Source organism: Streptomyces sp. NPDC101118 (assembly GCF_044759445.1).
Lineage (GTDB): Bacteria > Actinomycetota > Actinomycetes > Streptomycetales > Streptomycetaceae > Streptomyces.
Genome location: NZ_JBIVZG010000001.1, coordinates 541,666 through 562,833 on the forward strand (window position 1 = coordinate 541,666; position 21,168 = coordinate 562,833).

Consider the following 21,168-nt stretch of genomic DNA (forward strand, 5'->3'; position numbering starts at 1 on the left):
GGGACCGGCTGGCCGTACAGTCGTCCCCGTCCGTACCGGAACCACCGAGAGAGTGCGAGCACAGGTGGACGTGCAGAAGAAGCTCGACGAGATCGTCGACACGGTGGCAGGCGCCCGCTCCATGCCCATGTCGGCCTCCTGTGTGGTCAACCGGGCCGAGCTGCTCGCCCTGCTCGAAGAGGTGCGCCAGGCCCTGCCCGGCTCCCTCGCGCAGGCGCAGGAGCTGATCGGCGGCCGCGAGCAGATGGTCGAGCAGGCCCGGCAGGAGGCCGAGCGGATCATCGAGTCGGCCCACGCCCAGCGCGGCTCGCTGATCTCCGACACCGAGGTCGCCCGCCGTTCCCAGGGCGAGGCCGACCGCATCCTGGCGGAGGCCCACCGCGAGGCCGAGGAGATCCGCGCCGAGGCCGACGACTACGTCGACAGCAAGCTGGCCAACTTCGAGGTCGTGCTGACCAAGACCATCGGCTCGGTGGACCGCGGCCGCGAGAAGCTGCTGGGCCGCGGCCAGGGCCTCTCCGGCCCCGGTGCCGCCTACGGCGACCCCCTCGACGGCCTCGGGGACCCGGACGCCCCCGAGGGCTCCCACGACCCGGAGACCCTGCGCCGCCAGGCGGACGAGTACGTGGACGCCAAGCTCGGCGCCTTCGAGGCGGTGCTCTCCAAGACGCTGGAGGCCGTCGGGCGGGGCCGCCAGAAGCTGGTGGGCCGGGTGGCCACGGACGACCTGCGCGAGCACATCGCCGCCCAGGACGCGGCGGAGGGCCGGCCCGGTGCCACCAGCGACGCGGACTTCCTGGCCGGCCTCGCGGAGCCGGCGGCGCCGGTGGCGGCCATCCCGGCCCAGGCGGCGCCCGCCGAGCCGGTGTGGGACGGCCGGCAGGACCCGTACGCGACGGGGGGCTACGCGGCCTCGTACGAGGGTCAGGACGCCTCGTACGCGTACCAGCAGCCGGACCCGTACCAGCAGCAGTACCAGCAGCAGCCGGACCCCTACGGCTACCAGCCCGACCCGTACGGCTACCAGCAGCAGCAGCCCGCCCCGCAGGCGGACGGCCGGCAGGCGCCGGGGGCCGCGCTCGACGAGACCAGCCTCTTCGACACGGGCCTGATCGACCTGGACCAGTTCCGTCAGTACGAGCAGGGGCGCTGACGGCCCCGGCCGTGAGCTGCGCGGACGGGCCGGTTTGGGTCCGGGGCGAGGCGCCGGGTATCCTGGCTCTTCGGTCGCGCGTATGCCCGCGATCCATGCTGCCCTGAGAGCCTCGCCCGAGGCGCCGGAGCGGCACCCCCCAGCGAATCCGAAAGCAGGAACGACCCTGAGCACCCGCCTCGACCACCGAAACCCGCTCGTGTTCGACACACGTGACCTGGGTCGGCGTCCTGGTGCCATGCAGAAGGTGTCCAGGACCGTCTCCGCCCCGGCGGACCTCGGACTCGCCGGCGTCATCGAGGTGCCCGAGGGCTCCTCGATGCAGATCGGCCTCCGTCTGGAGTCGGTCATGGAAGGGGTGCTCGTCACAGGCATCACCGTGGCAAAGGCCGTGGGGGAGTGCGTAAGGTGTCTGGAGCCGCTTGAGCTGGAGCTCAACGCGCGCTTCCAGGAACTGTTCTCGTACCCTGACGCCGATGGCCGGGGCCGCCCCAAGGCGGAACCGGACGACGACGCTGAGGACGACGAGGACAGGTACTTCGTCGAGGACGACCTGTTCGACCTCGAACCCGTGCTGCGGGACGCGGTGGTGCTCACACTGCCGTCGCAGCCGGTGTGCCGGGAGAACTGTCTCGGTCTGTGCCCCGAATGCGGGCTCAGCCTGAACGACGACCCGGACCACCACCATGAAGCCGTCGACATCCGTTGGGCGGCACTGCAGGGACTCGTCGTGACCGATCAGGACGACGAGAAGGACAACATGAGCGGCGCCGCATCCGGCGTCGACGAGAAGCAGGAGAAGTAGCCGTGGCTGTTCCGAAGCGGAAGATGTCGCGCAGCAACACGCGCCACCGCCGGTCGCAGTGGAAGGCTGCGGTCCCCACCCTGGTTTCGTGCGAGCGTTGCCAGGAGCCGAAGCAGCAGCACATCGCGTGCCCGAGCTGCGGCACCTACAACAAGCGCCAGGTCCTCGAGGTCTGAGCGGCTGGTGAGAGGCGCAATGTCTGAACTGTCCAGCGCCAAAAAGCAGGCAGACAGTAACAACGCGGCCTCGTCCCACACGCTTCTGGAAGGGCGGCTCGGGTATCAGCTCGAGTCCGCCCTTCTGGTGCGTGCGCTGACCCACCGTTCGTTCGCGTACGAGAACGGCGGTCTGCCCACCAACGAGCGGCTGGAGTTCCTCGGGGACTCCGTGCTCGGCCTGGTGGTCACCGACACGCTGTACCGCACCCACCCCGACCTGCCCGAAGGCCAGCTGGCCAAGCTGCGGGCCGCGGTGGTCAACTCGCGTGCGCTGGCGGAGGTCGGTCGCGGCCTCGAACTCGGTTCCTTCATCCGGCTCGGCCGGGGCGAGGAAGGCACCGGGGGCCGGGACAAGGCGTCCATCCTCGCCGACACCCTCGAAGCGGTGATCGGCGCGGTCTATCTCGACCAGGGTCTCGACGCGGCCTCGGAGCTGGTTCACCGGCTCTTCGACCCGCTGATCGAGAAGTCCTCGAACCTCGGTGCCGGGCTCGACTGGAAGACCAGTCTCCAGGAACTCACCGCGGCCGAGGGTCTGGGTGTGCCGGAGTACCTCGTCACCGAGACGGGTCCCGACCACGAGAAGACCTTCACTGCTGCCGCCCGCGTCGGTGGTGTCTCGTACGGCACCGGCACCGGCCGCAGCAAGAAGGAAGCGGAACAGCAGGCGGCGGAGTCCGCGTGGCGCGAGATCCGCGCCGCCGCGGACGAGCGCAAGAAGGCGGCCGAGGCCGCCGCGTCCGCAGAGCCGCAGGCCGATGGCGGGGCGCCGACGCCCGCCGCAGGCCCGGCCGCCGGCTGAGGCTTCCTTCCTGTTTCACGCACCGCCCGCTCCCGGTCCGCCGGGGGCGGGCGGCGGCGTTTCCGGCCGCCGGTGCGTGCGTGCCCGGTCCGTGCCAGGTCCGTGTTCGGTCGTTCCCTGCCCGTACCGTGCGCCGGGCGGGGTACGGGGCGATGTTCCGGGGTCCGCTCCGCGGTCCCGCCGCCCGCCGGTAGGCTCGGAGCATCCCAGGGGTCCCTGCCGCGGATCCGCGTCCTTCCGGAGGAACACCGTGCCCGAGCTGCCCGAGGTCGAGGTCGTACGCCGGGGCCTCGCACGCTGGGTCGCCGGTCGGACCGTGGCCGAGGCGGAGGTGCTGCACCCCCGCGCCGTACGCCGCCACCCGGCCGGCGGCGAGGACTTCGCGGCCCGGCTCAAGGGCGAGACCATCGGCGAGGCGCGGCGCCGCGGCAAGTACCTCTGGCTGCCGCTCGAGGGCCGGGAGACGTCGGTCCTGGGCCACCTGGGCATGAGCGGCCAGCTGCTCGTCCAGCCCGAAGACGCGCCGGACGAGAAGCACCTGCGCATCAGGCTCCGCTTCGACGACGCCCTCGGCACCGAGCTGCGCTTCGTCGACCAGCGCACCTTCGGCGGCCTCTCCCTGCACGAGAACACCCCGGACGGCCTGCCGGACGTCATCGCGCACATCGCCCGCGACCCCCTCGACCCGCTGTTCGACGAGACGGCGTACCACCTGGCCCTGCGCGCCCGCCGCACCACCGTCAAGCGGGCCCTGCTGGACCAGTCCCTGATCAGCGGCGTCGGCAACATCTACGCCGACGAGGCGCTCTGGCGCGCCCGGCTCCACTACGAGCGCCCCACCGCCACCCTCACCCGCCCGCGCAGCACCGAGCTGCTGGGACACGTGCGGGACGTGATGAACGCGGCCCTCGCGGTGGGCGGCACGAGCTTCGACAGCCTGTACGTGAACGTCAACGGCGAGTCGGGCTACTTCGACCGGTCCCTGGACGCGTACGGGCGCGAGGACCTGCCCTGCCGTCGCTGCGGCACCCCGGTGAGGCGCCGGCCGTGGATGAACCGGTCGAGCTACTTCTGCCCGCGCTGTCAGAGGGCGCCGCGCTCCGCGTCGTAGCGCTCACGTGCCGCGATGACCTGCGGCATGTCGGCCTCCACGAGGTCGATCAGCGCCATCAGGCGCTCCGCCACCCCGCGGCCCAGCGGGGTCAGCTCGTAGTCCACCCGCGGCGGGTTGGTCGGCTGCGCCTCGCGGTGCACGATCCCGTCCCGCTCCAGCGCGTGCAGGGTCTGCGACAGCATCTTCTCGCTGACGCCGTCCACGCGGCGGCGCAGCTCGTTGAACCGGCACGCCCCGTCGTACAGCGCCGTGACGGTCAGGCTTCCCCAGCGGCCGGTGACGTGCCCGAGGGTCTCCCGGGACGGACAGGCGCGGGCGAAGACGTCGAACGCCAGGTCTTCGCCGGCGGCGGTGGTCTCCACGCTCTCCATGAGGAACAGGGTACTCCGGGCACCGCCCACAGGTAAGCGCTAACCGGTAGCTTGCGCTTTCTAAAAGTTAGTGCTTACCTTTCTTCCGGCGCCGCGACCGGACGGACCGGTGCCGGACCCCGTCTGAGGAGAGAACCGCCGTGACCACCACGCACACCCCCGTCGTCTCGATCGCCTACCACTCCGGCTACGGCCACACCGCCGTGATCGCGGAGGCCGTCCGCGCCGGGGCCGCCGACACGGGCGCCACGGTGCACCTGATCAAGGTCGACGAGATCGACGACGCCCAGTGGGAGCTGCTCGACGGCTCGGACGCGATCGTCTTCGGCTCGCCGACGTACATGGGCACCGCCTCCGGCGCCTTCCACGTCTTCGCCGAGGCGACCTCGAAGCGCTGGTTCGGCGACGCCTGGCAGGACAAGCTCGCGGCCGGCTTCTCCAACTCCGGCTCGAAGAGCGGGGACAAGTCGCACACCCTCTCCTACTTCCAGACCCTGGCCGCGCAGCACGGCATGCACTGGGTCAACCTGGGCCTGAAGCCGGGCTGGAACTCCAGCACCGGTTCCGAGCACGACCTCAACCGCCTCGGCTTCTTCGCCGGTGCCGGCGCCCAGACCAACTCGGACGAGGGCCCCGACGCCGTGCACAAGGCCGACGTCGCGACCGCCGAGCACCTGGGCCGCCGGGTCGCCGAGACCGCCCGCGTCCTGCTGGCGGGCCGGGCGGCCGTGGCCGCCTGAGGCGCGACGCGCGGGTGAGCAGACGGGAGGGCCCCGGCACCATCACGATGGTGCCGGGGCCCTCCCGTCCGTGCTGTCCCCGCCCGGATCCCGGTGCGGGGTCCGGGTCAGAAGCCGAAGTCCTGGGTCCACCAGGGGCCGCCGGAGGCGAAGTGCGCGCCGACGCCCATGGTGCGGAACTCGCAGTTCAGGATGTTCGCGCGGTGGCCGGGGCTGTTCATCCAGGCCGCCATCACGGCGTCCGCGTCGCCCTGGCCGCGGGCGATGTTCTCGCCGCCCAGGCCGCCTATGCCGGCGCTGGAGGCGCGGTCCCAGGGGTTCGCGCCGTCGGGGTCGGTGTGGTCGAAGAAGCCGCGTACCGCCATGTCCTTGCTGAACGCGCCGGCCAGCGCGGCCAGCGGCTCGCTCTGGCGGACCGGGCGGCAGCCGGCCTGGGCGCGCTCCTGGTTCACCAGCGCGAGGACGGCGGCCTCGGCGGCGGTGGCCTCGTTCCGCGGCACGACCGGGGCGGAGGCCGGGACCCTCGTCGGGGTGGCCGACGGCTCGGGCCGCTCCGGCGCCTTGGTGCTCGCCTTCGGGGCGGGCTTCGCCGTGGGGGTCGGCTTGGCCGTCGGCGTGGGCTTCGCGGTCGGGGTGGGCTTCGCGGACGGCTTCGACGGGGCGGCCGGGGCCTTGCCCGAGGCGCCGGTCTGCGTACCGCTGTCCTTGAGGCTCTTCAGCCCGCTCGGCCGCTGTGCCGTGGTCTGCGTCCGGGGCTGCGGCGACCGGCTGGGCGACGACTGGGCCGTCGTCTTCGCCCCCGATTCCCCGTGGCCGCCCAGGACGAAGTTCTCGCCGACCGGCACCAGACCCGAGGTCACGGCGGCGGCGCCGAGCGCGACGGCCGCGGTCACCCCCAGCAGGCCGGTGCGTACGGGCGCGTTCCGCTTTCCGCGGCGGGGCGCGGGGCTCCGGTGGCGTCCCATCGGCAATGCCTTCCTTGCGTGCAAGATCAACCTTTACTCACCCAAATGGGTGAGGCTATTGCTGCGCGACTGTACGCCATGCGGCATGGCCGTGAAGTGCTCGTCTGCCAATCGGGCGGTTAGCGTTCACGCATGAATGAAGACGTCCGTATGACCGCGTGGGTGCGCGGCCGTGTGCAGGGAGTGGGCTTCCGGTGGTTCACCAGGGAGAACGCGATGACGATCGGGGGACTCACCGGATTCGCCCTCAATCTCGACGACGGGCGGGTACAGGTGGTGGCCGAAGGTCAACGTGAGAATTGCCACCGGCTCCTGGAATGGCTGCGGTCTTCCGACACGCCGGGGCGGGTGGACGGCGTCACCGAGATCTGGGGCATCCCGCGCGGCGGATACGACGGCTTCGGAATGCGCTGACCGGGGGTGACGTGCCGGTCACGCGGGGGGTGACGAGGTTCGCGGACCTCTTGCCGATCACGCCGCGACATGGAAGGCTCGGGAAGAGGATGATCTCGGCCGTCCACCATTCGGGCCCTCTGCGCCCCGCGGACCTGCACAGATGATCTCCGGGCCCTGACGCGGGCCGGGTTGCCCGCCGATACGGGGCGTGATCGTGTTGACCGTCAAACTTTTTGGTGAGACGCTGGAAGTCCCCGCGCACCTAGCTGTTTGACGGTGTTCGTCACGAGAACCGCAGTGACGGACAGGCACCGCCGGACTCCGCGGGTGCGATTCCCTCACGACCCACACCGCTTCGGTCGGTCACTCAGTGTGGAGGACCATCCATCATGGCAAAGGCGCTTCTCGGTTACGTCGGCGGTTCCGACCCGCGACTCCTCGCCGAGATGCGACGGCTTCAGCAGCGCGTCCAGGACCTGGAGTCCGAGCTCGTACGGATCCAGTCCGAGAACGACGCGCTGACGGCCGCCGCTCAGCACGGAGACTCGCTGCTGGACAGCATTGACATCGACGTACCCAAGGCGGAGCCTGCGCTCACCTGATCGCTTCGACCCGCTCGTTCGCTGTCACTACTCCCGCGTGATCTGCAAGGGACGCTTCGGCGTCCCTTCGTTCTTTTGCCCGGACGGAGACGGCGCACCGCCGGAGGTGGGCGGGGAGATTCTTTAACGTCTGATGTGCCCTGCACCTTCATATGTGAAACCGGAAGTGAAAGGTAGAGTCCGGCGGCGTGCACCTCAAGGCCCTGACCCTCCGCGGATTCAAATCCTTCGCCTCCGCGACCACGCTCCGCTTCGAGCCCGGCATCACCTGTGTCGTGGGCCCCAACGGCTCCGGCAAGTCGAATGTGGTGGACGCGCTTTCCTGGGTCATGGGTGAACAGGGAGCCAAGTCCCTGCGCGGCGGGAAGATGGAGGACGTCATCTTCGCGGGCACCACGGGCCGCCCGCCGCTCGGCCGTGCCGAGGTCTCCCTCACCATCGACAACTCCGACGGCGCGCTGCCCATCGAATACGCCGAGGTCACCATCACGCGGATCATGTTCCGCGGGGGCAGCAGCGAGTACCAGATCAACGGAGACACCTGCCGGCTCCTCGACATCCAGGAACTCCTCTCCGACTCCGGCATCGGCCGGGAGATGCACGTCATCGTCGGCCAGGGCCAGCTGGACTCCGTGCTCCACGCCGACCCCATGGGCCGCCGCGCCTTCATCGAGGAGGCGGCCGGCGTCCTCAAGCACCGCAAGCGCAAGGAGAAGGCGCTGCGGAAGCTCGACGCGATGCAGGCCAACCTCGCCCGCGTCCAGGACCTGACCGAGGAACTCCGCCGCCAGCTCAAGCCCCTGGGCCGGCAGGCCGCCGTGGCGCGCCGCGCCGCCGTGATCCAGGCCGACCTGCGCGACGCCCGGCTGCGCCTGCTGGCCGACGACCTGGTCACCCTGCGGGCCGCCCTGGCCGCCGAACTCGCCGACGAGGCGGCGCTCAAGGAGCGCAAGGAGGCCGCCGAGGCCGAACTGGCCGCCGCCCTGCGCCGCGAGGCCGAGCTGGAGGAGGCGGTGCGCGAACTGACACCGCGTCTCCAGCGCGCCCAGCAGACCTGGTACGAGCTGTCCCAGCTCGCCGAACGCGTGCGGGGCACCGTCTCGCTGGCCGATGCGCGGGTCAAGAGCGCCACGGCACCGGTCGAGGAGGAGCGCCGCGGCCGCGACCCCGAGGACATGGAGCGCGAGGCCGCCCGGATCCGCGAGCAGGAGGCGGAGCTGTCGGCCGCCCTGGAGGCGGCCGAACGGGCCCTGGAGGACACGGTCGCGCACCGGGCCGAGCTGGAGCGTTCGCTGGCGCTGGAGGAACGGCGCCTGAAGGACGTGGCACGGGCCATCGCGGACCGCCGCGAGGGGCTCGCCCGGCTGAGCGGCCAGGTGGGTGCGGCGCGTTCGCGGGCCGCCGCCGCGCAGGCCGAGATCGACCGGCTGGCCGAGGCCCGGGACGCGGCGGCCGAGCGTGCCGTGCGGGCCCAGGAGGAGTACGAGGAACTGCGGGCCGAGGTCGAGGCGCTGGACACCGGCGACGAGGCGCTGGCCGCGGAGCACGAGGCCGCGCGGGCCGAGCTGGCCGGGGCCGAAGCCGCCCTCGCCGGCACCCGGGACGCCCTGACCGCGGCGGAGCGGGAGCGGGCGGCGGTGCGCGCCCGGCACGACGCCCTGGCCCTGGGCCTGCGGCGCAAGGACGGTACGGGCGCCCTGCTGGCGGCGCGGGACCGGCTGGCCGGACTGCTGGGCCCGGCGGCGGAGCTGCTGTCGGTCACCCCGGGGTACGAGGTGCCGGTCGCGGCGGCGCTCGGGGCGGCGGCCGACGCGCTGGCCGTGGCCGACGCCGACGCCGCCGTGGCCGCCCTGCGGCACCTGCGCACCGCGGACGCCGGCCGGGCGACGCTGCTGGTGACGGGGGTCCAGGACGGCGCGGCCGGAACCGGCGGTGCGGGCATCCCGCACCCTGCGGCCGCGCCCGGTGACGCGGTGGCAACCGGGGCCGGGGGCCCTGACCCGGCCGCGGCACCCGGCTCCGCAGCGGGCCGCGTCCCGGCGCCTGCGGGGGAGCGGCACGGCGGCGCGGGAGCCGCGGGAGACGACGCGACGGCCCCGCCGACGGGTGCCGCCGAGGGGCAGGACGGCGGGGAGCGGGCCGGGGACCGGAGGCCGGACGGTCCCGCGGTCCTCGCCGAGGCCCCGGGCCGGGCGGCCCAGGTGGTTGCCGGCGTGCGCACCGTACCCGTGGCCGGCCTGGTCAACGGGCCCGCCGGGGCGCTGGCGGCCGTGCGCTGGGTGGTGCGCGACTTCGTGCTGGTGGACACGCTCGACGCGGCCGCCGAACTGGTGCGCGGGCGCGGGGACCTGGTCGCCGTCACGGCCGACGGCGACGTGCTCGGGCCGCACCTCGCGTACGGCGGCGCCGCCGGCGCGCCCAGCCTGCTGGAGGTGCAGGCCTCCGTCGACGAGGCGGCGGCCCGGCTCGTCGAGCTCGACGGCCGCTGCGGAGAACTGACGGAGGAGCAGGAGGCCGCCGGGGCACGGCGGGCCGGGTGCGCGGCCCGGGTGGAGGAGCTCGGCGAACGCCGGCGCGCAGCGGAGAAGGCGAAGTCCGGCGTGGCGCAGCAGCTGGGCCGGCTGGCCGGCCAGGCGCGGGGCGCCGCCGGCGAGGCCGAGCGCGCCACCACCGCTGCGGCCAAGGCCCAGGACGCCCTGGAGCGGGCCCTCGAAGAGGCCGAGGAGCTGGCCGCCCGGCTGGTGACGGCCGAGGAGATGCCCGCGGAGGAGGAGCCGGACAACGCGGTGCGCGACCGCCTCGCGGCCGACGGCGCCAACGCCCGGCAGACCGAGATGGAGGCCCGCCTCCAGCTGCGTACCCACGAGGAGCGCGTCAAGGGGCTGGCCGGCCGGGCCGATGCCCTCGACCGCGGGGCCAGGGCCGAACGCGAGGCCCGCGCCAGGGCCGAGCGGAGGCGGGCACGGCTGCGCCACGAGGCGGCGGTGGCCTCCGCGGTCGGCGCCGGCACGCGGCAGCTGCTGGCCCACATCGAGGTCTCGCTCGGCCGGGCCAGGGCCGAGCGCGAGGCCGCCGAGCAGGCCAAGGGCGTCCGCGAGCAGCAGCTCGCGCACGAGCGCAACCACGGCCGGGACCTCAAGGGCGAGCTGGACAAGCTCACCGACTCCGTCCACCGCGGGGAGGTGCTGGGCGCCGAGAAGCGGCTGCGCATCGAGGCCCTGGAGGCCAGGTCCCTGGAGGAGCTGGGCGTCGAGCCGGCCGGCCTGGTCGCCGAGTACGGGCCCGACCAGCCCGTACCGCCCTCGCCGCCCGCCGAGGGCGAGGAGCTGCCCGAGGACCCCGACCACCCGCGCAACCGGCCGGGTCCCTTCGTCCGCGCGCAGCAGGAGAAGCGGCTGAAGGCCGCCGAGCGCGCGTACCAGCAGCTGGGCAAGGTCAACCCGCTGGCCCTGGAGGAGTTCGCCGCCCTGGAGGACCGGCACAAGTTCCTGAGCGAGCAGCTGGACGACCTGCGGAAGACCCGTGCCGACCTGCTCCAGGTGGTGAAGGAGGTCGACGAGCGCGTCGAGCAGGTCTTCACCGAGGCCTACCGGGACACCGCCCGCGAGTTCGAGGGGGTCTTCTCCCGGCTCTTCCCGGGCGGCGAGGGGCGGCTCGTGCTGACCGACCCGGACAACATGCTCACCACGGGCGTCGACGTCGAGGCCCGTCCGCCGGGCAAGAAGGTGAAGCGGCTCTCGCTGCTCTCGGGCGGCGAGCGGTCGCTGACGGCCGTGGCCATGCTCGTGTCGATCTTCAAGGCCCGGCCCAGTCCCTTCTACGTGATGGACGAGGTCGAGGCCGCTCTGGACGACACCAACCTCCAGCGGCTGATCCGGATCATGCAGGAGCTCCAGGAGAGCTCCCAGCTGATCGTGATCACGCACCAGAAGCGCACGATGGAGGTCGCGGACGCCCTCTACGGCGTTTCGATGCAGGGCGACGGGGTGTCCAAGGTGATCAGCCAGCGCCTCCGCTAGGAGCGACTGGCCGACCTGGTGGGTTCATCTCTTGAAGTCATGGCCTGAAGTCTTCGGGTGAAGCGAACCCGGCACCCGCTATTGACTTCAAAAAGTGAACACATAAGCTCTGGTGGCTGCCTCTCGTCTTCAGGTGCGCGCGATCTTGACCTGTGCGCAACTAGGAGGACGGACGAAACCCCACGGAGCACACCTTGACCAGCACAGCGAAGGCGCCCGCGCCGGGCGGCGGCAACGCCTCCCAGCCCGATCACCTCGGCCACGTCATCTTCATCACCGCGGCCGCGGCGATGGGCGGTTTCCTCTTCGGCTACGACAGCTCCGTGATCAACGGCGCCGTCGAGGCCATCCGGGACCGCTTCGACATCGGCTCCGAGGCCCTGGCCCAGGTCATCGCCGCCGCGCTGATCGGCTGCGCCTTCGGTGCGGCCACCGCCGGCCGGATCGCCGACCGGATCGGCCGCATCCGGGTCATGCAGATCGCCGCCGTGCTCTTCACCGCCAGCGCCATCGGCTCGGCCCTGCCCTTCGCCCTGTGGGACCTGGCGATGTGGCGGGTCATCGGCGGCTTCGGCATCGGCATGGCCTCGGTGATCGGCCCCGCCTACATCGCCGAGGTCTCGCCCCCCGCCTACCGCGGCCGGCTCGCCTCGTTCCAGCAGGCCGCCATCGTCATCGGCATCGCCATCTCGCAACTGGTCAACTGGGGCATCCTCAACCTCGCCGACGGCGACCAGCGCGGCGAGATCGGCGGCCTGGAGGCCTGGCAGTGGATGCTGGGCGTGATGGTGGTCCCGGCCGTGATCTACGGCCTGCTCTCCTTCGTGATCCCCGAGTCCCCGCGCTTCCTGATCTCCGTCGGCCGCGAGGAGACCGCCAAGAAGGTGCTCGCCGAGGTCGAGGGCTCCCACGTGGACCTGGACGCGCGTGTCGCGGAGATCCGTCACGCCATGAGCTCCGAGGTGAAGTCCACCTTCAAGGACCTGCGCGGCGGGCGCTTCGGCCTGCTGCCCATCGTCTGGATCGGCATCGGCCTGTCCGTCTTCCAGCAGCTCGTCGGCATCAACGTGATCTTCTACTACAGCTCCTCGCTGTGGCAGTCCGTCGGCATCGACCCGACCAGCTCGTTCCTCTACTCCTTCACCACGTCGATCATCAACATCATCGGCACCGTGATCGCGATGATCTTCGTGGACCGGATCGGCCGCAAGCCGCTGGCCCTGATCGGCTCGATCGGCATGGCCGTCTCCCTCGCGGCGTGCGCGTGGGCCTTCTCGTACAAGCAGGAGATCAACGGGGAGATCTCCATGCCGCACGACCAGGGCATCGTCGCCCTCGTCGCCGCGCACTCCTTCGTCCTCTTCTTCGCCCTCTCCTGGGGCGTGGTGGTCTGGGTCCTGCTCGGCGAGATGTTCCCCAACCGCATCCGGGCCGCCGCGCTGGGCGTGGCCGCCGCCGCCCAGTGGGTCGCGAACTGGGCCATCACGGTCACCTTCCCGACCCTGTCCGACTGGAACCTGTCGGGCGCGTACGTGATCTACACCTGCTTCGCCGTGCTCTCGATCCCCTTCGTCATCAAGTTCGTGCCGGAGACCAAGGGCAAGGCGCTGGAGGAGATGGGCTGATCAACCCCCGCCCCGCCCGCTCCTCGAACGACGGCACCGCCCCGGCCCCTCCTCGGGCCGGGGCGGTGTCCGTCCACCGGCGCACCGCCGGCCTCGGGGGTCAGCCCTTTAGGCGGGGCAGCACCTGCTCGCAGAGCAGCTGCAGGCTCCGCCAGCCCTCGTCCACCGGCATCCCGCCGCACAGCGGGTGCAGCACCAGGTTCCCCGCCTCGCCCGCGCCGCGGGCGTACGCGACCGCCTCGTCCGGGGTGAGGATCCGGTACACGCCCTCCGCGCGCAGCTCCTCGACCGTCCGGGCGGTGGACCGTACCGCCGAGCGGATGTCCTTGGACTGCCAGGACGCGTACATGCCGGCCTCGTGCAGGAAGTGCCGGCCGTACTCGGCCCACGCCCGGTCCGGGTCCTCCGCCACGTGCAGCAGCGGGGTCTCGGCGGCCGGCATCATGCAGAAGCCCTCGGTGCCGTGCTCGGCCAGCTGGGCCTGGTAGTACGCCTCCAGCTCCGGCAGGTGCGCGCTCGGGAAGAACGGCAGCCCGAGCCGCGCCGCCCGCCGGGCCGCCGCGCGGGAGCTGCCGCCGACCAGCAGCAGCGGGTGCGGCCGCGTGTAGGGAACGGGCGTGACCCGCACCGTCCGCCCGCGGTACTCGAAGGGCTCGCCGGTCCACGCCTTCAGCAGGGTCTCCAGCAGTTCGTCCTGGAGCCTGCCGCGCCTGCCCCACTCCACCCCGTGCTGCTCGTACTCCTCGGGGCGGTACCCGATGCCGGCGACGGTCACCAGGCGTCCGCCGCTCAGCAGGTCGAGCACCGCCACGTCCTCGGCGACGCGCAGCGGGTCGTACAGCGGGCCGATGATCGCCGAGACGGTGACCGCGATCCGGCGGGTGGCGCCGAACACGGCCCCGGCGAAGGCGAAGGGGGAGGGCAGCCAGTTGTTGTCCGTGCCGTGGTGCTCCTCGGTCTGGACGGTGTCGATGCCGCGGTCGTCCGCGTACACCGCCATCTCCAGCGCGGCCTTGTAGCGGGCCGAGAGGGACTCCGGGGTCCCCTCCGGGTCGACGAGATTGAACCGGGCCACGGTGATGGGCATGGAGAGTCCCCCTTCGCCGGATGCTGGACCGGCCGGGAGGGGCCGGGCGAAGGGGGACGTTAGCTGACGTGGCGTCAGTTGGACAGGGATCCGGCGGGCTCGCGTTCCGCTTCCGGCCCCGCCCCCTCCGGCCGCTCCGTGCGGGCCGGCCCGGCGGCGTGCGGCAGTACGGCGTACAGCAGGCCGGAGGTGACGATGCCCGCCACCCAGCCCAGGCCGTTCCCGCCGATCCACGTGCCGGCGAGCGGCCCGGCGAACCAGTCGACCTTCGTGAACAGCAGCCCCACCAGCAGCGCCGCGCCCCAGGCCGTCATCGCCTGCCAGGCGAAGCCGCCCCGGTACCAGTACGCGCTGGAGCGGCCGGTGTCGAGCAGGGCGCGCGCGTCGTACGCGCGGCCGCGCCACAGGTCCACGCCGAACACGCCGATCCAGGCGGAGAAGGCGACGGCGAGCAGGGTCAGGAAGGAGATGAAGGAGCCGAAGAAGCTCGTGGCGACGACCATCAGCAGGAAGCCGAAGACCAGGCTGATCGCGGCGTTCACGCTCACCGCCCACGCGCGCGGCACCCTGATGCCCAGGGTCTGCGCGGTGAAGCCGGCCGAGTACATGGACATCGAGTTGATCAGCAGCATCCCCACCAGGGCGACCAGCAGGTACGGGACGGCGATCCAGGTGGGCAGCAGCTCGCCGATGAAGGAGACCGGGTCCTGCGCGGTGGCCAGGTCCGGAGTGCCCACCGCCATCACCGCGCCCATGAGCACCATCGGGACCACGACGAGCGCGGCGCCGCCGATCGTCGCGCCGACCATGCCGCGGGAGGACGCGGTGCGCGGCAGGTAGCGCGTGAAGTCCGGGCCGGACGGCACCCAGCTGAGGCCGCCCGCGGCGATCGTGCCGATGCCCGCGACCATCATGGCCGTCGACCCGGCCGGCTTGGCGAAGACCGCGGACCAGTCGGTCTCGGCGACCAGGTAGCCGAGGACGGCCACGCTGAAGCCGCCGAAGAGGTACGTCGACCACCTGCTGCACACCCGCAGGGCGTTGATGCCCAGACCCGAGACGAGGAAGGTGCAGCCGACGAACAGCAGCAGCGTGACCACGATCAGGACGGTGTTGCTCTTCACCCCGAACAGCAGGTCCAGCACGGTCAGGACGGCGTAGGCGCCGCTGACCGCGTTGATGGTCTCCCAGCCCCAGCGGGCGATCCAGATCAGCGCGCCGGGGAAGAGGTTGCCGCGCTGCCCGAAGACCGCGCGGGACAGCGCCATGCCCGGCGCGCCGCCCCGCTTGCCCGCGATGGAGATCAGGCCGACCAGCCCGTACGAGACGACCGGCGCGACGACGGCGACGACCAGCACCTGCCACAGGTTGAGCCCGTTGAAGATCACCAGGCCGGCGCCCATGGTCAGCAGCAGCACGCTGATGTTGGCCGCGACCCAGGTCGGCACCAGCTCACGGACGCGGCCGCCGCGCTCGTGGTCCGGGACCGGCTCCAGGCCGCGGGTCTCTATCGCGCCGTCGGGCTCGGCGGACTCGGCAGGCATCGACGCTCCGTGGGGCAGGGGAAAGGGCGGAATCCGTACAGACGGGGGAAGTCGTCCATCATCGTAGATTCACACCGAAAAGCCCAAACAGAGGCTTAAGCCCTTGTGGCAACCTCCGAGGTCCCCGCCCCGCGGCGGCCGTGGCCGATACTGGTCGAGTTATGGAAATCCTGATTCTCGCTGTAGTCATCGCCCTGGTCGCGGTCGGCGCGATCACCGGGCTCGTGGTCAGCGGCCGCAAGAAGAAGCAGCTGCCGCCCACGGCGCCGACGAGCACGCCGACCATCACTGTCCCGCCCGCGGAACCGCAGGTGGGGGAGGACGCCGCGCAGACGGCGGAGGAACCGCGCCGCACGATCGAAGAGGTCGTGCTCCCCGAGGCGGAGGCGCGCACCCCGGTCGCCGTCGAGGAACCGGCCGCGGAGCCGGAGGCCCCGGCCGCCCCCGAGATCGAGGTGCCCGAGCCCACCGCCGGCCGCCTGGTCCGGCTGCGCGCCCGCCTCTCGCGCTCCCAGAACTCGCTCGGGAAGGGCCTGCTCACGCTGCTCTCCCGCGAGCACCTCGACGAGGACACCTGGGAGGAGATCGAGGAGACCCTGCTCGTCGCGGACGTCGGCGTCGCCCCCACCCAGGAGCTGGTCGACCGGCTCCGCGAGCGGGTCAAGGTGCTCGGCACCCGCACCCCCGAGGAGCTGCGCGCGCTGCTGCGCGAGGAGCTCGTGGCCATCATCGGCCCCGACATGGACCGCCAGGTCAAGACCGAGAGCGGCCTCGACACCCCCGGTGTCGTGATGGTCGTCGGCGTCAACGGCACCGGCAAGACCACCACCACCGGCAAGCTCGCCCGCGTCCTCGTCGCCGACGGCCGCAGCGTGGTGCTGGGCGCGGCCGACACCTTCCGCGCCGCCGCGGCGGACCAGCTCCAGACCTGGGGCGAGCGCGTGGGCGCCCGTACCGTCCGCGGCCCCGAGGGCGGCGACCCAGCCTCCATCGCGTTCGACGCGGTCAAGGAGGGCATCGCCGAAGGCGCCGACGTGGTGCTCATCGACACCGCGGGCCGGCTGCACACCAAGACCGGCCTGATGGACGAGCTCGGCAAGGTCAAGCGCGTCGTCGAGAAGCACGGCCCGCTGGACGAGATCCTGCTCGTCCTCGACGCCACCACCGGCCAGAACGGCCTGGTCCAGGCCCGCGTGTTCGCCGAGGTCGTGGACATCACCGGCATCGTGCTCACGAAGCTCGACGGCACCGCCAAGGGCGGCATCGTCATCGCCGTCCAGCGCGAGCTGGGCGTCCCCGTCAAGCTCGTCGGCCTCGGCGAGGGCGCGGACGACCTGGCCCCCTTCGAGCCCGGCGCGTTCGTCGACGCCCTGATCGGCGACTGACCGCGCGTACGCCGCTCCGTGCCGGCCGGCACGACCCCGTACGCGAGGACGCCCCCGCACCGACCGGTGCGCGGGGCGTCCTCGCGTACGGGGGGAGGGGCCCGGTCAGAAGCGGTGCAGGCGGTGGCAGATGTACGCCAGCGTGCCCAGCAGCAGCCGCGCCTGCGGCGGCCGGCCCGCCGTGTCCAGCGTCGGCGGCCGCAGCCAGCCCACCGCGCCGAGCCCGGAGCGGTCCGAGGGCGGCGCGGTGACGAACGTACCGGGGCCCAGCGCGCGCAGGTCGAGGTCCGCGTCGTCCCAGCCCATCCGGTACAGCAGCCCCGGCAGCTCCGCCGCCGCACCCGGCGCCACGAAGAACTGCGCCCGGCCGGCCGGGGTCACCGCCACCGGGCCCAGCGGCAGCCCCATCCGCTCCAGCCGGACCAGCGCCCGCCGCCCGGCCTCCTCCGCGACCTCGATGACGTCGAAGGACCGGCCCACCGGGAGCAGCACCGCGGCGCCGGGGAACGCGCCCCACGCCTCGGTCACCTCGTCCAGGGTCGCCCCCGCGGGCACCTCGGCCCCGAAGGTCAGCGGATGCGCCCCGGGCGCGGCGCACTGCGCGTCCCCGCAGGAGCACTCCCCGGCGGCCGAGGCGCGCGTCCCGGGGACCACGTCCCAGCCCCACAGTCCGGTGTACTCCGCCACTGCTGTGCACTCCGACATCCGGCCCCGGCGCCGGGACCCGGACCGGAACTCCTTGGTGCCCCGGCTGCTGCCGATCGTGAAGCCCATGCCCCCTCCAACGGGTCCAACTCGCCGGTGGTTACGAGGCCGGTGCGGACGGGACGTCGCGGCGCTGCCCGGCGCACTCCTCGCAGTGCGCGCCCCGCCGCACATCCCTCCGCCCGGCCGCTGCCACTTAACGCGTGCCGTGTCCAGTGAATCGCGCTTCGTGGGTGGCGAGTTCATTCGAAGGGGTGGCGAATGGTGGCGTTTCTGGAATCGACCTCGCCGTAGGGGTGATCGTAGGATTACTTTCGGTGCACACACCCCGACGGCGCACACATCCATGGGTATGCCGGAGGCAAGGCGGCCGCCGGCCGGCCGCGGCCGGGGTGGATGCGAAGAGGCCGAGCGGATGGGGGCGTTCCAGTGAGCGGCAACGGCGCAAGCGGAACACAAGCCGAGAAGCGCCCGAACGAACAGCTGAGCTCGTGGTTCGTGCGCAGCGGCTGGTCCAAGGGCGAGCTGGCCCGTCAGGTCAACCGCCGGGCACGCCAGTTGGGCGCCCACCACATCAGCACGGACACCTCCCGCGTGCGCCGCTGGCTCGACGGTGAGCAGCCCCGCGAGCCCATCCCGCGGATCCTCTCCGAGCTGTTCTCCGAGCGCTTCGGCGCCGTCGTCGCCATCGAGGACCTCGGCCTGCGCAGCGCCCACCAGTCGCCGTCCGTTTCCGGGGTCGACCTCCCCTGGGCGGGCCCCCAGACCGTCGCCCTCCTCAGCGAGTTCTCGCGCAGCGACCTCATGCTCGCCCGCCGGGGCTTCCTCGGCACCTCGCTCGCACTCTCCGCCGGCCCCGCCCTCATCGAGCCGATGCAGCGCTGGCTCGTGCCCGTCCCGGCCGCCGACCCGGGACCGCGCGAGAGCGGGCCGGCGGGCCGTCGCCCGCCCCGCCTCTCCGAGCCCGAGCTGGACCTCCTCGAAGCGACCACCGTGATGTTCCGCCAGTGGGACGCCCAGTGCGGCGGCGGCCTGCGCCGCAAGGCCGTGGTCGGCCAGCTCCACGAGGTCACCGACCTCCTCCAGGAACCCCACCCCGCCGCCACGATGAAGCGGCTCTTCAAGGTCGCCGCGGAACTGGCCGAACTCGCCGGGTGGATGAGCTACGACATCGGCCTCCAGCCGACCGCCCAGAAGTACTTCGTGCTCGGCCTGCACGCCGCCAAGGAGGCCGGCGACAAGCCCCTGGGCTCGTACATCCTCTCCAACATGAGCCGGCAGATGATCCACCTCGGCCGCCCCGAGGACGCCCTGGAGCTCATCCACCTCGCCCAGTACGGCAGCCGCGACTGCGCCACGCCCCGCACCCAGGCCATGCTGTATGCGATGGAGGCCCGCGCGTACGCGAACATGGGCCAGCCCAGCCGCTGCAAGCGCGCCGTCCGGATGGCCGAGGACACCTTCGCCGACGTGGGCCTGGGCGGCGAGCCCGAGCCGGACTGGATCCGCTTCTTCTCCGAGGCCGAGCTCAACGGCGAGAACTCCCACTCCTACCGCGACCTCGCCTACGTCGCCGGGCGCAGCCCGATGTACGCGTCCATGGCCGAGCCGGTGATGGAGCGGGCCGTCGACCTCTTCCAGAAGGACGACGAGCACCAGCGCTCGTACGCCCTGAACCTTATCGGCATGGCCACCGTCCACCTCCTCCAGCGGCAGCCCGAGCAGGCCGCCGCCATGGCCGAGCGCGGCCTGGTGGTGGCCAGAAAGATACGGTCCGAGCGGGTGAACACCCGGCTCCGGAAGACCGTGGACACGGCCGTCCGCGCATACGGGGACGTCGCCGAGATCGTCTCCCTCACCGAGCACCTGGCCGCCCAGCTGCCCGAGACGGCGGAGGCCGTCTAGCGGCCCGCCCCGGGCCCGTAAAGCCCCGGCCGCGGCAGTCACCCCGTTAGCCCGACTCGGCTCCCCCATTGCCAGGTCACCGGGTGCTGCCGCGGCCGGCCCGTGTCCGGACCCGGCCCCGCCGGGTCCGGAGCCCGTTCATGGGGGCGTAACACGTCCGACTCCTTCGTCACCGCCGCGAAACATCGAGCGGCAACGCCGGAAACCGGCCTGCGCGAATCTCTGGGCCATAACCGGCCAGCCAGCCGGGACGGCCAGCCCCCTTGCGCCGTCAGGTTCCCACGATCGCCCGCACGCGACGTACCGACGACGAGGAGACGCCGATGGCCCCAGCCATCACGACCCTTGCCGCAGACGCCCCCGAGCTGTCTGCAGCCAACACCGGGTTCATGCTCATCTGCTCCGCCCTGGTCATGCTCATGACCCCCGGGCTCGCCTTCTTCTACGGCGGCATGGTCCGCGTGAAGAGCAGCCTCAACATGCTGATGATGAGCTTCATCAGCCTCGGGATCGTGACGATCCTCTGGGTGCTCTACGGCTTCAGCCTCGCCTTCGGGACCGACTCCGGCTCGCTCATCGGCTGGAACTCCGACTACGTCGGCCTCGGCAACATCGGCCTGACGGAGCTGTGGGACGGCTACACCATCCCCGTCTACGTCTTCGCCGTCTTCCAGCTGATGTTCGCGATCATCACCCCCGCACTGATCAGCGGCGCCCTCGCGGACCGCGTCAAGTTCTCTGCCTGGGTGCTCTTCACCGCCCTCTGGGTCACCGTCGTCTACTTCCCCGTCGCCCACTGGGTCTGGGGCACCGGCGGCTGGCTCTTCGAAATGGGCGTCATCGACTTCGCCGGCGGCACCGCGGTCCACATCAACGCCGGCGCCGCGGCCCTCGGAGTGATCCTCGTCATCGGCAAGCGCGTCGGCTTCAAGAAGGACCCGATGCGCCCCCACAGCCTCCCGCTGGTCATGCTCGGCGCCGGCCTGCTGTGGTTCGGCTGGTTCGGCTTCAACGCCGGCTCCTGGCTCGGCAACGACGACGGCGTCGGCGCCGTGATGTTCGTCAACACGCAGGTCGCCACCGCCGCCGCCATGCTCGCCTGGCTCGGCTACGAGAAGCTGCGCCACGGCTCCTTCACCACCCTGGGCGCCGCCTCCGGCGCCGTCGCCGGCCTCGTCGCCATCACCCCCTCCGGCGGCTCCTGCTCCCCGCTCGGCGCCATCGCCATCGGCGCGATCGCCGGCCTCCTGTGCGCCATGGCCGTGGGCCTGAAGTACAAGCTCGGCTACGACGACTCCCTCGACGTCATCGGCGTCCACCTCGTCGGCGGCGTCGTCGGCTCCCTCCTCGTCGGCCTCTTCGCCACCGGCGGCGTCCAGTCCAAGGCCAAGGGCCTCCTCTACGGCGGCGGCTTCGAGCAGCTCGGCAAGCAGGCCGTCGGCGTCTTCGCGGTCCTCGCCTACTCTCTGGTCGCGTCCGCGCTGCTCGCCTTCCTGCTCGACAAGACGATCGGGATGCGCGTCTCCGAGGACGACGAGGTCTCCGGCATCGACCAGGTCGAGCACGCCGAGACCGCGTACGACTTCAGCGGAGCCGGCGGGGGTGGGGGCGGCCGCCCCCCCCCCCCCCGCGCCCCCCCCCCCCCCGCCCCCCCAACCGGGGCCCCCCCCAACAACACAACCCGCACCTGGAACCCCCCAAACAGGACGAGATCCAGCACGCCCACCAGCAC

General features: G+C 72.3%; 18 protein-coding genes. 13 read left to right on the forward strand and 5 right to left on the reverse strand.

The annotated features are described in order from the left end of the window. Positions 1 to 64: 64 nt before the first annotated feature. The 5 genes from ACIQUQ_RS02380 (at position 65) to mutM (ending at position 4,089) form a co-directional block, all read left to right on the forward strand. Positions 65 to 1,153, forward strand: a complete 1,089-nt coding sequence (locus ACIQUQ_RS02380) for a DivIVA domain-containing protein (protein WP_403970585.1) — start codon at positions 65 to 67, stop codon at positions 1,151 to 1,153. Between the two features lie 166 nt (positions 1,154 to 1,319). Beyond that, complete coding sequence (locus ACIQUQ_RS02385; RefSeq protein WP_399953072.1) at positions 1,320 to 1,958, forward strand: YceD family protein; 639 nt, start codon at positions 1,320 to 1,322, stop codon at positions 1,956 to 1,958. 2 nt (positions 1,959 to 1,960) lie between these two features. Then, the gene (rpmF, locus tag ACIQUQ_RS02390; protein ID WP_026165248.1) at positions 1,961 to 2,134 is read left to right on the forward strand and encodes a 50S ribosomal protein L32; all 174 of its coding nucleotides are present in this window, start codon (positions 1,961 to 1,963) and stop codon (positions 2,132 to 2,134) included. Between the two features lie 19 nt (positions 2,135 to 2,153). Further along, complete coding sequence (gene rnc, locus ACIQUQ_RS02395; RefSeq protein ID WP_403970254.1) at positions 2,154 to 2,978, forward strand: ribonuclease III; 825 nt, start codon at positions 2,154 to 2,156, stop codon at positions 2,976 to 2,978. 250 nt (positions 2,979 to 3,228) lie between these two features. Further along, positions 3,229 to 4,089: a bifunctional DNA-formamidopyrimidine glycosylase/DNA-(apurinic or apyrimidinic site) lyase gene (gene mutM, locus ACIQUQ_RS02400; protein WP_399952951.1), complete on the forward strand. Its 861-nt coding sequence runs from the start codon at positions 3,229 to 3,231 to the stop codon at positions 4,087 to 4,089. Here the strand turns inward: mutM and ACIQUQ_RS02405 are convergent. Next, complete coding sequence (locus ACIQUQ_RS02405; RefSeq protein WP_403970258.1) at positions 4,062 to 4,463, reverse strand: winged helix-turn-helix transcriptional regulator; 402 nt, start codon at positions 4,461 to 4,463, stop codon at positions 4,062 to 4,064. The two genes, mutM and ACIQUQ_RS02405, sit on opposite strands and share 28 nt — an antisense overlap. Positions 4,464 to 4,603: 140 nt before the next feature. Between ACIQUQ_RS02405 and ACIQUQ_RS02410 the strand changes: the two genes are divergently transcribed. Then, positions 4,604 to 5,203 carry a flavodoxin family protein gene (locus ACIQUQ_RS02410; RefSeq protein WP_403970261.1) on the forward strand — a complete coding sequence of 200 codons (600 nt, stop codon included), beginning with the start codon at positions 4,604 to 4,606 and terminating at the stop codon, positions 5,201 to 5,203. A 107-nt stretch (positions 5,204 to 5,310) separates the two neighbouring features. Here the strand turns inward: ACIQUQ_RS02410 and ACIQUQ_RS02415 are convergent, their stop codons facing one another. Continuing rightward, the gene (locus ACIQUQ_RS02415) at positions 5,311 to 6,168 is read right to left on the reverse strand and encodes a CAP domain-containing protein (RefSeq protein ID WP_403970264.1); all 858 of its coding nucleotides are present in this window, start codon (positions 6,166 to 6,168) and stop codon (positions 5,311 to 5,313) included. A 132-nt stretch (positions 6,169 to 6,300) separates the two neighbouring features. On the opposite strand from ACIQUQ_RS02415, the gene ACIQUQ_RS02420 reads away from it, so the two are divergent. From ACIQUQ_RS02420 to ACIQUQ_RS02435, 4 genes are all read left to right on the forward strand, one after another. Then, on the forward strand, positions 6,301 to 6,582 hold the full coding sequence (locus tag ACIQUQ_RS02420) for an acylphosphatase (RefSeq protein WP_399952939.1): 282 nt from the start codon (positions 6,301 to 6,303) through the stop codon (positions 6,580 to 6,582). 371 nt (positions 6,583 to 6,953) lie between these two features. Next, entirely contained in the window at positions 6,954 to 7,166 is a 213-nt protein-coding gene (locus tag ACIQUQ_RS02425) for a hypothetical protein (RefSeq protein WP_389475524.1), read from the forward strand. Between the two features lie 188 nt (positions 7,167 to 7,354). Then, positions 7,355 to 11,185, forward strand: coding sequence for a chromosome segregation SMC family protein (locus ACIQUQ_RS02430; RefSeq protein WP_403970267.1), 3,831 nt, complete (start codon positions 7,355 to 7,357; stop codon positions 11,183 to 11,185). Positions 11,186 to 11,379: 194 nt separating this feature from the next. Further along, the gene (locus ACIQUQ_RS02435; RefSeq protein ID WP_403970270.1) at positions 11,380 to 12,810 is read left to right on the forward strand and encodes a sugar porter family MFS transporter; all 1,431 of its coding nucleotides are present in this window, start codon (positions 11,380 to 11,382) and stop codon (positions 12,808 to 12,810) included. A gap of 100 nt (positions 12,811 to 12,910) precedes the next feature. On the opposite strand, the gene ACIQUQ_RS02440 is transcribed toward ACIQUQ_RS02435, so the two are convergent. After that, on the reverse strand, positions 12,911 to 13,897 hold the full coding sequence (locus tag ACIQUQ_RS02440) for an LLM class flavin-dependent oxidoreductase (RefSeq protein WP_403970272.1): 987 nt from the start codon (positions 13,895 to 13,897) through the stop codon (positions 12,911 to 12,913). A 74-nt stretch (positions 13,898 to 13,971) separates the two neighbouring features. Further along, positions 13,972 to 15,441 carry a purine-cytosine permease family protein gene (locus ACIQUQ_RS02445; RefSeq protein ID WP_403970275.1) on the reverse strand — a complete coding sequence of 490 codons (1,470 nt, stop codon included), beginning with the start codon at positions 15,439 to 15,441 and terminating at the stop codon, positions 13,972 to 13,974. 161 nt (positions 15,442 to 15,602) lie between these two features. On the opposite strand from ACIQUQ_RS02445, the gene ftsY reads away from it, so the two are divergent. Next, complete coding sequence (ftsY, locus tag ACIQUQ_RS02450) at positions 15,603 to 16,826, forward strand: signal recognition particle-docking protein FtsY (protein ID WP_403970278.1); 1,224 nt, start codon at positions 15,603 to 15,605, stop codon at positions 16,824 to 16,826. Positions 16,827 to 16,931: 105 nt separating this feature from the next. On the opposite strand, the gene ACIQUQ_RS02455 is transcribed toward ftsY, so the two are convergent. Beyond that, complete coding sequence (locus ACIQUQ_RS02455) at positions 16,932 to 17,600, reverse strand: bifunctional DNA primase/polymerase (protein ID WP_399952918.1); 669 nt, start codon at positions 17,598 to 17,600, stop codon at positions 16,932 to 16,934. A gap of 360 nt (positions 17,601 to 17,960) precedes the next feature. On the opposite strand from ACIQUQ_RS02455, the gene ACIQUQ_RS02460 reads away from it, so the two are divergent. Then, positions 17,961 to 19,436, forward strand: a complete 1,476-nt coding sequence (locus tag ACIQUQ_RS02460) for a hypothetical protein (RefSeq protein ID WP_403970282.1) — start codon at positions 17,961 to 17,963, stop codon at positions 19,434 to 19,436. Between the two features lie 323 nt (positions 19,437 to 19,759). After that, positions 19,760 to 21,168, forward strand: a 1,409-nt coding sequence (locus ACIQUQ_RS02465) for an ammonium transporter (RefSeq protein WP_403970285.1), incomplete at its 3' end; no start/stop codon positions are given.

Coding starts and splice junctions, on each gene's coding strand:
- rnc (WP_403970254.1), top strand. CDS start 2,154: ATGTCTGAACTGTCCAGCGCCAAAAAGCAGGCAGACAGTAACAACGCG.
- ACIQUQ_RS02405 (WP_403970258.1), bottom strand. CDS start 4,463: ATGGAGAGCGTGGAGACCACCGCCGCCGGCGAAGACCTGGCGTTCGAC.
- ACIQUQ_RS02415 (WP_403970264.1), bottom strand. CDS start 6,168: ATGGGACGCCACCGGAGCCCCGCGCCCCGCCGCGGAAAGCGGAACGCG.
- ACIQUQ_RS02420 (WP_399952939.1), top strand. CDS start 6,301: ATGAATGAAGACGTCCGTATGACCGCGTGGGTGCGCGGCCGTGTGCAG.
- ACIQUQ_RS02425 (WP_389475524.1), top strand. CDS start 6,954: ATGGCAAAGGCGCTTCTCGGTTACGTCGGCGGTTCCGACCCGCGACTC.
- ACIQUQ_RS02440 (WP_403970272.1), bottom strand. CDS start 13,897: ATGCCCATCACCGTGGCCCGGTTCAATCTCGTCGACCCGGAGGGGACC.
- ACIQUQ_RS02445 (WP_403970275.1), bottom strand. CDS start 15,441: ATGCCTGCCGAGTCCGCCGAGCCCGACGGCGCGATAGAGACCCGCGGC.
- ftsY (WP_403970278.1), top strand. CDS start 15,603: ATGGAAATCCTGATTCTCGCTGTAGTCATCGCCCTGGTCGCGGTCGGC.
- ACIQUQ_RS02455 (WP_399952918.1), bottom strand. CDS start 17,600: ATGGGCTTCACGATCGGCAGCAGCCGGGGCACCAAGGAGTTCCGGTCC.